Annotated in this window: 13 protein-coding genes; 8 read left to right on the top strand and 5 right to left on the bottom strand. The window is 61.9% G+C overall.

The genetic code is table 11. The annotated features are described in order from the left end of the window. Positions 1-96: 96 nt before the first annotated feature. The gene (gene algW, locus ACK1U9_RS17550; protein WP_046616502.1) at positions 97-1,257 is read right to left on the bottom strand and encodes a Do family serine endopeptidase AlgW; all 1,161 of its coding nucleotides are present in this window, start codon (positions 1,255-1,257) and stop codon (positions 97-99) included. Positions 1,258-1,425: 168 nt separating this feature from the next. Between algW and ACK1U9_RS17545 the strand changes: the two genes are divergently transcribed. From ACK1U9_RS17545 to ACK1U9_RS17530, 4 genes are all read left to right on the top strand, one after another. Further along, on the top strand, positions 1,426-2,184 hold the full coding sequence (locus ACK1U9_RS17545) for a Nif3-like dinuclear metal center hexameric protein (RefSeq protein WP_108480653.1): 759 nt from the start codon (positions 1,426-1,428) through the stop codon (positions 2,182-2,184). Between the two features lie 240 nt (positions 2,185-2,424). Then, entirely contained in the window at positions 2,425-3,342 is a 918-nt protein-coding gene (cysD, locus tag ACK1U9_RS17540) for a sulfate adenylyltransferase subunit CysD (RefSeq protein ID WP_013974136.1), read from the top strand. 15 nt (positions 3,343-3,357) lie between these two features. Continuing rightward, positions 3,358-5,259, top strand: coding sequence for a sulfate adenylyltransferase subunit CysN (gene cysN, locus ACK1U9_RS17535; protein ID WP_046616504.1), 1,902 nt, complete (start codon positions 3,358-3,360; stop codon positions 5,257-5,259). Positions 5,260-5,416: 157 nt separating this feature from the next. Further along, the gene (locus tag ACK1U9_RS17530) at positions 5,417-5,791 is read left to right on the top strand and encodes a tail fiber domain-containing protein (RefSeq protein WP_449110063.1); all 375 of its coding nucleotides are present in this window, start codon (positions 5,417-5,419) and stop codon (positions 5,789-5,791) included. A gap of 168 nt (positions 5,792-5,959) precedes the next feature. Here the strand turns inward: ACK1U9_RS17530 and ACK1U9_RS17525 are convergent, their stop codons facing one another. Further along, entirely contained in the window at positions 5,960-6,439 is a 480-nt protein-coding gene (locus tag ACK1U9_RS17525; protein WP_016498026.1) for an Lrp/AsnC family transcriptional regulator, read from the bottom strand. Between the two features lie 127 nt (positions 6,440-6,566). On the opposite strand from ACK1U9_RS17525, the gene ACK1U9_RS17520 reads away from it, so the two are divergent. After that, the gene (locus tag ACK1U9_RS17520; RefSeq protein WP_108480655.1) at positions 6,567-7,763 is read left to right on the top strand and encodes a methionine gamma-lyase; all 1,197 of its coding nucleotides are present in this window, start codon (positions 6,567-6,569) and stop codon (positions 7,761-7,763) included. 143 nt (positions 7,764-7,906) lie between these two features. Here the strand turns inward: ACK1U9_RS17520 and ACK1U9_RS17515 are convergent, their stop codons facing one another. Beyond that, on the bottom strand, positions 7,907-8,344 hold the full coding sequence (locus tag ACK1U9_RS17515) for a YhcB family protein (RefSeq protein ID WP_025340565.1): 438 nt from the start codon (positions 8,342-8,344) through the stop codon (positions 7,907-7,909). A 135-nt stretch (positions 8,345-8,479) separates the two neighbouring features. On the opposite strand from ACK1U9_RS17515, the gene ACK1U9_RS17510 reads away from it, so the two are divergent. The 3 genes from ACK1U9_RS17510 (at position 8,480) to zapE (ending at position 11,749) form a co-directional block, all read left to right on the top strand. Next, the gene (locus ACK1U9_RS17510) at positions 8,480-9,115 is read left to right on the top strand and encodes an alpha/beta hydrolase (protein ID WP_108480656.1); all 636 of its coding nucleotides are present in this window, start codon (positions 8,480-8,482) and stop codon (positions 9,113-9,115) included. A 25-nt stretch (positions 9,116-9,140) separates the two neighbouring features. Continuing rightward, entirely contained in the window at positions 9,141-10,490 is a 1,350-nt protein-coding gene (locus tag ACK1U9_RS17505; protein WP_108480657.1) for a tryptophan--tRNA ligase, read from the top strand. Between the two features lie 164 nt (positions 10,491-10,654). After that, positions 10,655-11,749: a cell division protein ZapE gene (zapE, locus tag ACK1U9_RS17500; RefSeq protein WP_046616509.1), complete on the top strand. Its 1,095-nt coding sequence runs from the start codon at positions 10,655-10,657 to the stop codon at positions 11,747-11,749. Positions 11,750-11,782: 33 nt separating this feature from the next. Here zapE and ACK1U9_RS17495 read toward each other — a convergent pair whose 3' ends face one another. Together ACK1U9_RS17495 and ACK1U9_RS17490 are read right to left on the bottom strand one after the other, a co-directional pair. Next, complete coding sequence (locus ACK1U9_RS17495; protein WP_075047039.1) at positions 11,783-12,703, bottom strand: GlxA family transcriptional regulator; 921 nt, start codon at positions 12,701-12,703, stop codon at positions 11,783-11,785. Positions 12,704-13,006: 303 nt separating this feature from the next. After that, entirely contained in the window at positions 13,007-14,047 is a 1,041-nt protein-coding gene (locus ACK1U9_RS17490) for an NADP(H)-dependent aldo-keto reductase (RefSeq protein ID WP_046616510.1), read from the bottom strand. Positions 14,048-14,274 lie beyond the last annotated feature (227 nt).

The raw sequence follows: 14,274 nt of genomic DNA, 5'->3' as shown, positions 1-14,274 counted from the left end.
GCTCCCACAGGTATCACATCAGCCTCAAGCCATGTGCAGTACCTGTGGGAGCTGGCTTGCCGGCGATGGGCTGCAAAGCAGCCCCAGATCGAAGGCTTACTTTTCTTCCTTGGCGACTGCCGGCGCCGGTGGCGGCCGCAGCCCCACCTCGGCGATCAGCTTAAGCTGCTGCCCATTGCGCATCACTTCGATGGTGATCTTCTCGTTGGGCTTGATCCGCGCCACCTGGTTCATCGACTTGCGCCCGTCGCCGGCCGGCTCGCCGTTGATGCTCAGGATCACGTCACCCAGCTGCAGCCCGGCCTTGGCCGCCGGCCCTTCGCGGAAGATACCCGCCACCACGATGCCCGGGCGGTCCTTCATGCCGAACGATTCAGCCAGTTCCTGGCTCAGCGGCTGCACTTCGATGCCCAGCCAGCCACGGATCACCTGGCCGTGCTCGATGATCGACTTCATCACCTCCAGTGCCAGTTTCACCGGGATGGCGAAGCCGATGCCCTGTGAACCGCCGGACTTGGAGAAGATCGCCGTGTTGATACCGATCAGGTTGCCGTTGGCATCCACCAGCGCACCACCAGAGTTGCCCGGGTTGATCGCGGCGTCGGTCTGAATGAAGTCTTCGTAGTTGTTCAGGCCCAGCTGGTTGCGGCCAGTGGCGCTGATGATGCCCATGGTCACGGTCTGGCCGACCCCGAACGGGTTGCCGATGGCCAACGACACGTCGCCGATGTGAATGTTGTCGGAGCGGCCGATGGTGATCGCCGGCAGGCTCTTCAGGTCGATCTTCAGCACCGCAAGGTCGGTCTCCGGGTCGCTGCCGATGACCCGGGCAAGGGTTTCGCGGCCATCCTTCAGGGCTACGACGATCTGGTCGGCGCCGCTGGTGACGTGGTTGTTGGTCAGCAGGTAGCCCTCGGGGCTCATGATCACCGCCGAGCCCAGGCTTGATTCCCAGCGGCGCTGCTTGGGCAGGTTGTCACCGAAGAAACGGCGGAACTGCGGGTCTTCGAACAGCGGGTGGGCGCTCTTGTTCACCACCTTTGTGGTGTACAGGTTGACCACCGCCGGGGCGGCCAGGGTCACGGCGTCGGCGTAGGATACCGGGCCCTGCATGATCCGCGAGGTCTGCGGCGCCTGCTGGAGGTTGACGTCCTGGCTGGGGAGGCCGACCCACTCCGGGAAGCGCTGGATGATCAGCATGGCGATCAGTACGCCGGTAAGCAGGGGCCAGCCAAAATAACGCAAAGCCTTGAACATGAATGAATCCTGGAAAGAGCCGGGGACGGTGACCGTGCGGTGGGGCATGAGCGCGCGCGATCATACACCGGTTCCCCCAGTGCCGGCGACGGCCCATAATGGCCGGCATTATACGGGCGTTGCATGGGCGTTGTGCCCGAGAAAAACGCAGATTTCGAGGAGATTTTCATGGCCGTCGCTCTGAACACCCTGGTCGAGGAAGCCGAGCGTTACCTGGGCAGCGCGAAGATCCAGGATTATTGCCCCAATGGCCTGCAGGTCGAAGGCCGGCCGCAGGTCAGCCGAATCGTCAGCGGCGTTACCGCCAGCCAGGCGCTGCTGGATGCGGCGGTCGAGGCCGAGGCCGACCTGGTGCTGGTGCACCATGGCTACTTCTGGAAGGGTGAGAACCCTTGTATCACCGGCATCCGGCAGCGCCGGCTGAAGACCCTGTTGAACAACGACATCAGCCTGCTGGCGTTCCACCTGCCGCTGGATGTGCACCCGGACGTGGGCAACAACGTGCAACTGGCGCGGCAGCTGGACATCACCGTCGAAGGGCCGCTGGACCCGGAGAACCCCAAGGTGGTCGGCCTGGTCGGCTCGCTGGCCGAGCCGATGACCGCGCTCGACTTTGCCCGACGGGTGCGTGAGGTGCTGGGGCGTGAGCCTCTGCTGGTCGAAGGTGAGCAGATGATTCGCCGGGTCGGCTGGTGCACGGGGGGCGGGCAGGGCTACATCGACACCGCGATCGCGGCCGGGGTAGACCTTTACCTGACCGGCGAGGCGTCGGAGCAGACCTACCATAGTGCTCGCGAGAATGGTGTCAGCTTCATTGCCGCCGGGCACCACGCCACCGAGCGGTATGGGGTGCAGGCGCTGGGGGATTACCTGGCGCGGCGCTTTGCCGTGGAGCACCTGTTCATCGATTGCCCGAACCCGATCTGACATCGGCGTCGCCTTCTTCGCGGGCGCGCCCTCTCCCACAAGGGCTCCGCTGTACCTGTGGGAGCGGGCGTGCCCGCGAAGGGCCGCAGAGCGGCCCCAAATTCCAGCCCAAACCCCCAGTCATATCGTTAGACTTTTTCGATCTAGCCAGCCTCCTAAATAGAAGCAGCCGCTGTGATAAAGTGGCTCGCTCGAACACGGCCCGCAGGCCGTCCATAAGATCGTTTTTCGTGAGTAGCCATGGTCGACAAACTGACGCACTTGAAACAGCTGGAGGCGGAGAGCATCCACATCATCCGCGAGGTGGCCGCCGAGTTCGACAACCCGGTGATGCTGTACTCGATCGGCAAGGATTCCGCCGTGATGCTGCACCTGGCGCGCAAGGCCTTCTTCCCGGGCAAGCTGCCGTTCCCGGTGATGCACGTCGACACTCAGTGGAAATTCCAGGAGATGTACAGCTTCCGCGACAAGATGGTCGAGGAAATGGGCCTGGAGCTGATCACCCACGTCAACCCCGAGGGTGTGGCGCAGGGCATCAACCCGTTCACCCATGGCAGCTCCAAGCACACCGACATCATGAAGACCCAGGGCCTGAAGCAGGCGCTGGACAAGCATGGTTTCGATGCCGCCTTCGGTGGTGCGCGCCGCGACGAAGAGAAATCGCGGGCCAAGGAGCGCGTGTACTCGTTCCGTGACAGCAAGCACCGCTGGGACCCGAAGAACCAGCGCCCGGAACTGTGGAACGTTTACAACGGCAAGGTCAACAAGGGCGAGTCGATCCGCGTCTTCCCGCTGTCGAACTGGACCGAACTGGACATCTGGCAGTACATCTACCTCGAAGGCATCCCGATCGTGCCGCTGTACTTTGCCGCCGAGCGTGAAGTGATCGAGAAGAACGGCACCCTGATCATGATCGACGACGAGCGCATCCTCGAACATCTCACCGACGAAGAGAAAGCGCGCATCGTCAAGAAGAAGGTGCGTTTCCGTACCCTCGGCTGCTACCCATTGACGGGTGCTGTCGAGTCGGAAGCCGAGACCCTGACGGACATCATCCAGGAAATGCTCCTGACCCGTACGTCCGAACGCCAGGGCCGTGTCATCGACCACGATGGCGCCGGTTCCATGGAAGACAAGAAACGCCAAGGCTACTTCTAATTTCAGGGTTACTCCATGTCGCACCAATCTGATCTGATCAGCGAGGACATCCTCGCCTACCTGGCCCAGCACGAGCGCAAGGAACTGCTGCGCTTCCTGACCTGCGGCAACGTCGACGATGGCAAGAGCACCCTGATCGGGCGCCTGCTGCACGACTCGAAGATGATCTACGAGGACCACCTCGAGGCCATCACCCGTGATTCGAAGAAAGTCGGCACCACCGGGGAGGAAGTCGACCTGGCACTGCTGGTCGACGGTCTGCAGGCCGAGCGCGAGCAGGGCATCACCATCGATGTCGCCTACCGCTACTTCTCCACCGCCAAGCGCAAGTTCATCATTGCCGACACCCCAGGCCATGAGCAGTACACCCGCAACATGGCTACCGGTGCGTCCACCTGCGACCTGGCGATCATCCTGGTCGACGCCCGCTACGGCGTGCAGACCCAGACTCGCCGCCACAGCTACATTGCCTCGTTGCTGGGCATCAAGCATATCGTGGTCGCGGTCAACAAGATGGACCTCAAGGGCTTCGATCAGGATGTCTTCGAGTCGATCAAGGCCGACTATCTGAAGTTCGCCGAAGCCATCAAGCTGACCCCGAGCAGCCTGCATTTCGTGCCGATGTCGGCGCTCAAGGGCGACAACGTGGTCAACCATAGCGAGCGTTCGCCGTGGTACGCCGGCCCTACGCTGATGGAAATCCTCGAAACCGTCGAAGTGTCGGCCGACCGCAACTTCACCGACCTGCGCTTCCCGGTGCAGTACGTCAACCGTCCGAACCTGAACTTCCGTGGCTTCGCCGGCACCATCGCCAGCGGTGTGGTGCACAAGGGCGACGAAATCGTCGTGCTGCCGTCGGGCAAGAGCAGCCGCGTCAAGTCCATCGTCACCTACGAAGGCGAGCTGGAAAACGCAGGCCCTGGCCAGGCCGTGACCCTGACCATGGAAGACGAGATCGACATCTCCCGTGGCGACCTGCTGGTGCATGCCGACAACGTCCCGCCGGTCACCGACCAGTTCGACGCCATGCTGGTGTGGATGGCCGAGGAGCCGATGCTCCCGGGCAAGAAATACGACATCAAGCGCGCCACCAGCTACGTACCGGGCTCGATTGCCAGCATCACCCACAAGGTTGATGTGAACACTCTGGAGCAGGGCGCTGCCAGCGCGCTACAGCTGAATGAAATCGGCCGCGTCAAGGTGTCCCTGGACGCCTCGATCGCTCTGGACGGTTACGACAGCAACCGCACTACTGGTGCGTTCATCGTCATCGACCGCCTGACCAATGGCACCGTTGGCGCTGGCATGATCATCGCCCCGCCAGTCCTGCCGCACGGCAGCACCGGCCATCATGGCAAGCTGTGCCATGTGGCCACAGAAGAGCGTGCCCTGCGCTTCGGCCAGCAGCCTGCCACCGTGTTGTTCAGCGGCCTGTCCGGCGCTGGCAAGAGCACGCTGGCCTACGCCGTGGAGCGCAAGCTGTTCGACATGGGCCGTGCGGTGTACGTGCTCGACGGCCAGAACCTGCGCCACGACCTGAACAAGGGCTTGCCACAGGACCGCGCCGGCCGCACCGAGAACTGGCGCCGCGCCGCCCATGTGGCGCGCCAGTTCAACGAAGCCGGTCTGCTGACCCTGGCAGCGTTCGTGGCCCCGGATGCCGAAGGCCGCGAACAGGCCAAGGCGTTGATCGGCAAGGAGCGCCTGGTGACCGTTTACGTCCAGGCCTCGCCGCTGGCCTGCCGTGAGCGTGACCCGCAAGGCTTGTACGCTGCTGGTGGCGACAACATCCCGGGCGAAAGCTTCCCGTACGATGTGCCGCTGGACGCAGACCTTGTGATCGACACCCAGGCCACCAGCGTGGACGAGGGCGTGAAACAGGTGCTGGACGTGCTGCGTCAGCGTGGCGCGATCTAAGCGCCAGACTGCAAGAGAAAACCCGCTTCGGCGGGTTTTTTTATGGGGTAACTAGAGGCGCATTGCCTTTTCCTGCGCTAACAAGCAAGAAGTCCGACTATTGCGTAGAAGACCATTCACTCACCCTGTGTGCTCCTACAATCAAGGAGACGCAACGGTGAAAATCACCAACCATTTTGCAGCATTGACACTGATATTGGCTGTTGGGTTATCGGGCTCGGCAAGTGCCGACTTGGGTTCCAAATGCTGCCCGTTCAGTGATGCACGCCTGAAGACGGATGTAAAGGAACTGCTGAATTCCACCGACACCCTGTTGAAGATTCACGGCGTGCGGATGAAGTGGAAAGAGTCCGGTCGAGATGATATCGGTGTGATCGCCCAGGATGTGCAGAAGATCTATCCGGAGCTGGTACATGAAAAGGACGGCCTGCTGACAGTGGATTACGAAAAGCTGGTTGCGCCGTTGATCGAATCTGCTCGCGAACTGGATCGTCGAATAACGGCTCTGGAAAAATCCAGCACCTCGCACTAGTCGCTGGACAGAGCAAGCCAGGCGCTGATCTGCGAGGAGTGCCTGGTGTTCGCTGTAACATTTCAAGCGTCTATCAGGTCGAGCACCATAAAAAACTGAAAAGTTGCCCTATAAAAAATGTCGAGTCGAATCGGGCAACGAAGTGCCATTTCCGTGACGATAGTCAGTTCAAATATGTTTTTCCGATACCGGAATTACCCGCCGTTCCTTCACCGCCTTATAGGAAAAGCTCGAATAGATCTCCTTCACCCCCGGCAACCGCTGCAGCACTTCCCGGGTGAACTCCCCAAACGACTCCAGATCCCGCGCCAGAATCTCCAGCAAGAAGTCGTAGCGCCCGGAGATGTTGTGGCAGGCGACAATCTCGGGAATTTCCATCAGCCGCTGCTCGAACGCCAGCGCCATGTCCTTGGTGTGCGAGTCCATCATGATGCTGACGAACGCGGTCACGCCAAACCCCAGCGACTTGGGCGACAGGATGGCCTGGTAGCCGGTGATGTAGCCGTTGTCCTCCAGCAACTTGACCCGCCGCCAGCACGGCGAGGTGGTCAGCGCTACCTGGTCGGCAAGTTCGGCAACGGTGAGGCGGGCGTTGTCCTGCAGGGCAGCGAGCAGGGCGCGGTCGGTGCGGTCGAGGCTTGAAGGCATGTTTTGCCCTCCTGGTCCGGTAATTGTTATTTTTGTTCCAGAAAGCACGCGTATGCGTGGGTCATTTTGGAAAAAATCGGGCAGCTCGGTGGCATAAGCTTATAGCAAACCACAAGAGGCTGTTGCCATGCGCGACTCCCAAAACAACACCGGTTTTTCCACACGGGCCATTCACCATGGCTACGACCCGCTTTCCCACGGTGGCGCCCTGGTGCCGCCGGTGTACCAGACCGCTACTTATGCCTTCCCCACCGTGGAATACGGCGCTGCGTGCTTTGCCGGGGAGGAGCCTGGGCATTTCTACAGTCGCATCTCCAACCCTACCCTGGCCCTGCTGGAACAGCGCATGGCCTCGCTGGAGGGCGGTGAGGCGGGGTTGGCATTGGCGTCGGGCATGGGGGCCATCACCTCGACGATCTGGACCCTGCTGCGCCCCGGTGATGAGCTGATCGTCGGGCGTACTTTGTACGGCTGCACCTTTGCCTTCCTTCACCATGGCATTGGCGAATTCGGGGTAAAGATCCGCCATGTAGACCTGAACGATGCCAAAGCCCTGAAAGCGGCGATCAACAGCAAAACGCGGATGATCTATTTCGAAACGCCGGCCAACCCCAACATGCAGCTGGTGGATATCGCTGCGGTGGCCGAGGCGGTGCGCGGGCATGATGTGCATGTGGTGGTCGACAACACCTACTGCACACCCTACCTGCAGCGGCCGCTGGAGCTGGGGGCGGACCTGGTGGTGCATTCGGCGACCAAGTACCTCAGTGGCCACGGTGATATCACTGCCGGGCTGGTGGTGGGGCGCAAGGCGTTGGTCGACCGCATTCGCCTGGAAGGGCTGAAGGACATGACCGGGGCGGTGCTGTCGCCCCACGATGCAGCGCTGCTGATGCGCGGGATCAAGACCCTGGCCCTGCGCATGGACCGCCATAGCGCCAATGCCCAGCAGGTGGCGGAGTTTCTGGCTCGGCAGCCGCAGGTGGAGCTGATTCACTACCCGGGGTTGCCGTCGTTTGCCCAGTACGAGCTGGCGCAGCGGCAGATGCGTTTGCCGGGCGGGATGATCGCATTCGAGCTCAAAGGGGGTATCGAGGCCGGGCGCAGGTTCATGAATGCCCTGCAACTGTTTGCCCGGGCGGTGAGCTTGGGCGATGCCGAGTCACTGGCGCAGCACCCGGCGAGCATGACCCATTCCAGCTATACGCCGCAGGAGCGGGCGCATCACGGGATATCGGAGGGGCTGGTGCGCTTGTCGGTGGGGTTGGAAGATGTGGAGGACCTGCTGGCGGATGTCGAGCAGGCGCTGGAGGCTTGCAGCTAGGTTGCCTGGGCCGGTCTCTTCGCGGGTCAGGCGTAGTATTTGAAACCTGCGCCGACCCTGTAGGAGCGGGTTCACCTCGAAGAGGCCAGTGAATCCAGCCCACAAAAAAGGCCTCTTGCGAGGCCTTGTTCATGTTCGGCAGATCAGCGCTTGAGCCCGTAGCTCTCGTCGAGCATGCCCGGCGAGTTCGGCGCTTTCGGCGCGTAGTCGCGCGGCACTTCGGCGGTGTCTTTCGGAGGGGTCAGGCGGTCACGTGGGCCCTGGCTGCCTTCGGAATGCAGGGCGGCCAGCAGGCGCTGACGGGTCACGTCGTCGAGGGCCAAGGTATTGGCGCCGTCGGCCAGGTGATCCTGGACGTCCTGGTAGCTCTGGGTCAGTTTCTTGACCAGCACGGCAGTGCTGTTGAAGTGGGTGACCACTTCGTTCTGGTAGCTGTCGAAACGCTTCTGGATATCATCCAGCTGACGCTGGGTGCTGCTCGGCGCGGCATTGGGCAGCAGGCGAGCGACGACGAAACCGACCACCACGCCGATGACCAGGGCCAGGGTCGGCAACAACCAAACAAGGAGCGAGAGTTCCACGAGTCCTTCCTCTATAAACGGCTTTGCTTTACGTTAACGGCTCAGACCTGCGCTGTATACCGCGAGCGATCGCAAATCAGAACAGAATTCCTCACCTAGACGAATCGACCCCTCCCGAGGTCACGGAGTAGTGCCTTGCTTGTCCGCGAAACCCCCTTGTTCATCGATGGCCCCAGCGGCCAGCTGGAAGCCTTGTATCTGGATGTGGCCAACGCACGTGGTGCGGTGCTGATCTGCCACCCCAACCCTGTCCAGGGCGGCACCATGCTCAACAAGGTGGTCTCGACCCTGCAACGCACTGCCCGTGATGCCGGTTACGTGACATTGCGGTTCAACTATCGTGGCGTCGGGCAGAGCGCCGGCACCCATGACATGGGCGCTGGCGAGGTGGACGATGCCGAGGCCGCTGCGGCCTGGCTGCGCGAAAAGCATCTGGGCCTGCCGCTGGTGCTGATGGGCTTCTCGTTCGGTGGCTTCGTCGCCACCAGCCTGGCCGGCCGCCTGGAGGCCGCCGGGGTAGAGCTGCAGCAGCTGTTCATGATCGCCCCGGCGGTCATGCGCCTGACGGCGGAATTCCCCTTGCCGCAGCGCTGCCCGATTACCGTGGTGCAGCCGGACGCCGACGAAGTCGTCGCGCCGCAGCTGGTTTACGATTGGTCCGACAGCCTGTCGCGCCCCCATGAGCTGCTGAAAGTGGCAGAATGCGGACACTTCTTCCATGGCAAGCTGACCGATCTGAAGGATCTGCTGCTGCCGCGCCTTTCGAACTGAGCCAAGCCTGAATAAGCGAACACCCATGACCACGCGCATTCTTACCGGTATCACCACCACCGGCACTCCGCACCTGGGCAACTACGCCGGCGCCATCCGCCCGGCGATCCGTGCCAGCCAGCAGCCCGGTGTCGACTCGTTCTACTTCCTGGCCGACTACCACGCCCTGATCAAGTGCGACGACCCGCTGCGCATCCAGCGTTCGCGCCTGGAAATCGCCGCCACTTGGCTGGCCGGTGGTCTCGATCCGGACAAGGTCACCTTCTACCGCCAGTCCGATATCCCGGAAATCCCCGAGCTGACCTGGCTGCTGACCTGCGTCAGCGCCAAGGGCCTGCTCAACCGCGCGCACGCCTACAAGGCCTCGGTGGACAAGAACCTGGAAAACGGCGAAGACCCGGATGCCGGCGTGACCATGGGCCTGTACAGCTACCCGGTGCTCATGGCCGCGGACATCCTGATGTTCAACGCCAACAAGGTGCCGGTCGGCCGTGACCAGATCCAGCACGTGGAAATGGCCCGCGACATTGGCCAGCGTTTCAACCACCTGTTCGGCCAGGGCAAGGACTTCTTCGCCCTGCCGGAAGCGGTGATCGAGGAGAGCGTGGCGACCCTGCCGGGCCTGGACGGGCGCAAGATGTCCAAGAGCTACGACAACACCATCCCGCTGTTCACCAGCGCCAAGGAAATGAAAGACGCCATCTCGCGCATCGTCACCGACTCGCGTGCGCCTGGCGAAGCGAAAGACCCGGACAACGCGCATCTGTTCACCCTGTACCAGGCCTTCTCGACGCCGGCGCAGTGCGCCGAGTTCCGTGAAGAGCTGCTACAGGGCCTGGGTTGGGGGGAGGCCAAGCAGCGCCTGTTCCAGCTGCTGGACGGCCAGTTGGCCGAGAATCGCGAGTACTACCATCAGCTGATCGCCCGCCCGGCGGACCTGGAAGATATCCTGCTGGCCGGTGCCGCCAAAGCCCGCAAGATCGCCACGCCGTTCCTCGAGCAGCTGCGCGAGGCCGTTGGCCTGCGTTCGTTCCGCAGCAGCGTGCAGGCCAGCACCGAAGTGAAGAAAAAGGCCGCCAAGAGCGCGCGTTTCGTCAGCTTCCGCGATGAAGACGGCAGCTTCCGCTTCCGCCTGCTGGCCGCTGACGGTGAACAACTGCTGCTTTCGCGCAGTTTCGCCGACGGCAAGAGCGCCGGCGCCGTTAGCAAGCAGTTGCAGCAAGGTGGCGAGGCGGATGTGCGCGTCGAAGGCCTGGGCTTCGGCCTGTGGCTGAACGGCGAACAAGTTGCCGACGGGCCGCAGTTCGACAGCGCCGAAGCCCGTGATTCAGCCATCGAAAGCCTGCGTGCAGCGCTTGCGCCTCAACCGGACTGAGGCATTTCGCCTGTAGGAGCGGGTTTACCCGCGAACACCGGCAAAGCTGGTGCCATCCAGCACTTAGTTGGTCTGGATGAGGCATATTGACGCAAGTCTGATTGCCATTAAGCGGGCCTGTCGCTACAGTGACGGCCCGTTTTTTGTTGCCTCGCTAACGAATCATGACGCCCCTAGAACGATATCAAGCAGATCTGAAACGTCCCGACTTCTTCCATGACGCGGCGCAGGAAACTGCGGTGCGTCACCTGCAGCGCCTGTACGACGACCTGGTGCACGCGCAGAACAACAAGCCGGGCGTGTTCGGCAAGCTGTTCGGCAAGAAGGAGCAGACCCCGGTCAAGGGCCTGTACTTCTGGGGTGGGGTAGGGCGCGGCAAGACTTACCTGGTCGATACCTTCTTCGAGGCGCTGCCGTTCAAGCAGAAGATGCGTACGCACTTCCACCGCTTCATGAAGCGCGTGCACGAGGAAATGAAAACCCTCAAGGGCGAGAAGAACCCGCTGACCATCATTGCCAAGCGCTTCAGTGAAGAAGCCAAGGTGATCTGCTTCGATGAATTTTTCGTGTCGGACATTACCGACGCGATGATCCTCGGCACCCTGATGGAAGAGTTGTTCAAGAACGGCGTATCGCTGGTGGCTACTTCCAACATCGTGCCGGACGGCCTGTACAAGGACGGCCTGCAGCGCGCGCGCTTCCTGCCGGCCATTGCCATGATCAAGCAGTACACCGATGTGGTGAACGTCGACAGCGGGGTCGACTACCGCCTGCGTCACCTGGAGCAGGCCGAGTTGTACCATTACCCGCTCGATGAGGCTGCGCACCAGAGCCTGCGCGCAAGCTTCAAGGCGCTGACCCCTGAATGCACCCAGGCGGTCGAGAACGACGTGCTGATGATCGAGAATCGCCCGATCAATGCCCTGCTTACCTGTGACGACGTGGCCTGGTTCGACTTCCGCGCCCTGTGCGACGGCCCCCGCAGCCAGAACGACTACATCGAACTGGGCAAGATTTTCCATGCCGTGCTGTTGAGCAACGTGGAGCAGATGGGCGTCACTACCGACGACATCGCCCGCCGCTTCATCAACATGGTGGACGAGTTCTACGACCGCAACGTCAAGCTGATCATCTCGGCCGAAGTGGAGCTGAAGGACCTGTATACCGGTGGGCGCCTGGCGTTCGAGTTCCAGCGTACCCTGAGCCGCTTGCTGGAAATGCAGTCTCACGAGTTCCTGGCGCGGGCGCACAAGCCTTGACATTCCCGGGGCCGCAAAGCGGCCCCATTCGCCTCAAGCCTCTTGCATGAACTGTTGCCGATACTGGTTCGGCGACAGCTCGGTATGCTGGCGGAACAGCCGCGCAAAGAAACTGGCATCGTCATATCCGACCTCATAGCTGATGGTCTTGATGCTCTTGCGCGTACTCGACAACAAGCCCTTGGCCGTCTCGATCCGTAGCCGTTGCAGGTAGTGCAGCGGCTTGTCACCCGTCGCGCCCTGGAAGCGGCGCATGAAATTACGAATGCTCATGCCGTGGTTGCGGGCCACGTCCTCGAAGCGGAACTTGTCTGCGAAGTGTTCTTCCAGCCAGTGCTGGATCTGCAGGATGATCAGGTCCTGGTGCAGCTTCTGCCCGCCAAAGCCCATGCGCCCGGGGGTGTAGTTGCGCTGCACTTCGTAGAGGATGTCGCGGGATACGGCGCGGGCCACGTTGGCCCCACAGAAGCGTTCGATCAGGTAGATGTACAGGTCGCAGGCCGAGGTGGTGCCGCCGGCGCAGTACAGGTTGTCCGCGTCGGTCAGGTGCTTGTCCTGGTTCAGCCGGATCTTCGGAAAGCGTTCGGCAAAGCTGTTGAAGAAGCGCCAGTAGGTGGTTGCTTCCTTGCCGTCGAGCAGGCCGGACTCTGCCAACCAGAACACGCCACTGGCCTCGGCGCACAGCACAGCGCCACGGGCATGCTGTTCACGCAGCCACGGCAGCACCTGTGGATAACGTTGCAGCAGGTTGTCGAAGTCGTCCCAGAAGGCCGGGAGGATGATCACATCGGCGTCGTCCAGGCCGCCTTCGACTGGCAGCTGCACATTGCTGAAGCTGTCCACGGGCTGGCCGTCCGGGCTTACCAGGCGGATCTCGAACATGGGCTGAAGGCCCAGGCCCAGCTGCTTGCTGTAGCGCAAGCTGGCGAGGTGGAAGAAATCCTTGGCCTGCATCAAGGTCGAAGCGAACACCTTGTCAATGGCCAGGATGCTGACGCGCCGCAGCGACGCGGAGGGTTGGGTAAACATCATTGTCATTGTTCTTATAGGGTAGAGTGGTCAATCACCGGCTGGATCGTCTTATTTTTTGGCGATTGTGTCTAGCCTGTGCAAGAGAGGGTGAGTGCCAACCTGTAGGAGCAGCCTTGCTGCGAAGAGGCCGGGCTGAAGATTGCCTGCGCAAGCAATGGCCTCTTCGCAGCACAAGGCTGCTCCTGCAGGTGCCCCACAGGCCTTGAAGTGGGCACAGGGTCCGGCTCAAGGCGCTGGGTTCGGTTGCTCCTGGTGAATTGCCTCGATCGCCGCCAGTAGTTCATCACTGAGGTTCAGCTCGAGGCTGGCAAGGTTGCTGTCCAGTTGCTCGAGGCTGGTCGCACCAATGATGTTGCTGGTCACGAACGGCTGCCGGGTGACGAATGCCAGAGCCATCTGCGCCGGATCCAGGCCGTGCTCGCGGGCTAGTCGCACATAGCGGCTGCAGGCAGCCACGGTCTGTGGGTTGGAGTAGCGGGCAAAGCGGCTGAACAAGGTCAGGCGCGCGTTTTCCGGGCGTGCGCCGTTCTCGTATTTGCCGGAAAGCATGCCGAACGCCAGCGGCGAATAGGCCAGCAGGCCGCACTGTTCGCGGATGGCCACTTCTGCAAGGCCTACCTCGAAGCTGCGGTTGAGCAGGTTGTACGGGTTCTGGATCGACACCGCTCGCGGCCAGCCGCGGCTTTCGGCCAGTTGCAGGAACTTCATGGTGCCCCATGGCGTTTCGTTGGACAGGCCGATGTGGCGGATCTTGCCCGCGCGCACCTGCTCGTCGAGCACTTCGAGGGTTTCTTCCAGCGGGGTGAAGTGGTCCTGTGGCAGGTGCTGGTAGCCCAGCTTGCCGAAGAAGTTGGTGCTGCGCTCGGGCCAGTGCAGCTGGTACAGGTCGATGCGGTCGGTCTGCAGGCGCTTTAGGCTCTCGTCCAGCGCGGAGACGATGTGCTGGCGGTTGTGCTTGAGCTGGCCGTCGCGGATGTGGCTGATGCCATTGCCGGGACCGGCGACCTTGCTGGCCAGCACCCAGGCGTCGCGATCGCCATTGTCACGGAACCAGTTGCCGATGATGCGCTCGGTGGCGGCGTAGGTTTCGGGGCGGGGCGGCACCGGGTACATCTCGGCGGTGTCTATGAAGTTGACCCCGGCGGCCTTGGCTCGGGCAATCTGTTCGAAGGCCTCGGGCTGGACGTTCTGCTCGCCCCAGGTCATGGTGCCCAGGCACAGGGCGCTGACATTGAGGTCGGTACGGCCGAGCTGGCGGTATTCCATCGGATAGACACTCCTTGACAAAGAAGCCCATCAAAGCAGGTTGAAATTTTTCGCGCAATCTGGATAATTCGGCCCCTCTCCGTGTGGCGGAAGTGATGCACCACCACACAGGAAGAACCCCGTCGAACATTGGCGTGCCTGACCCGAGCCCCCAAAAGCGTCAGCGTTCGGCTGCGCGCTTGCCCTTGGCAAGCTGTGCACTATCCAGTAAGATTCGCCGTCTATTT

Source organism: Pseudomonas sp. XP1, from assembly GCF_053557675.1.
This window is presented reverse-complemented; position numbering and strand designations above follow the sequence as displayed.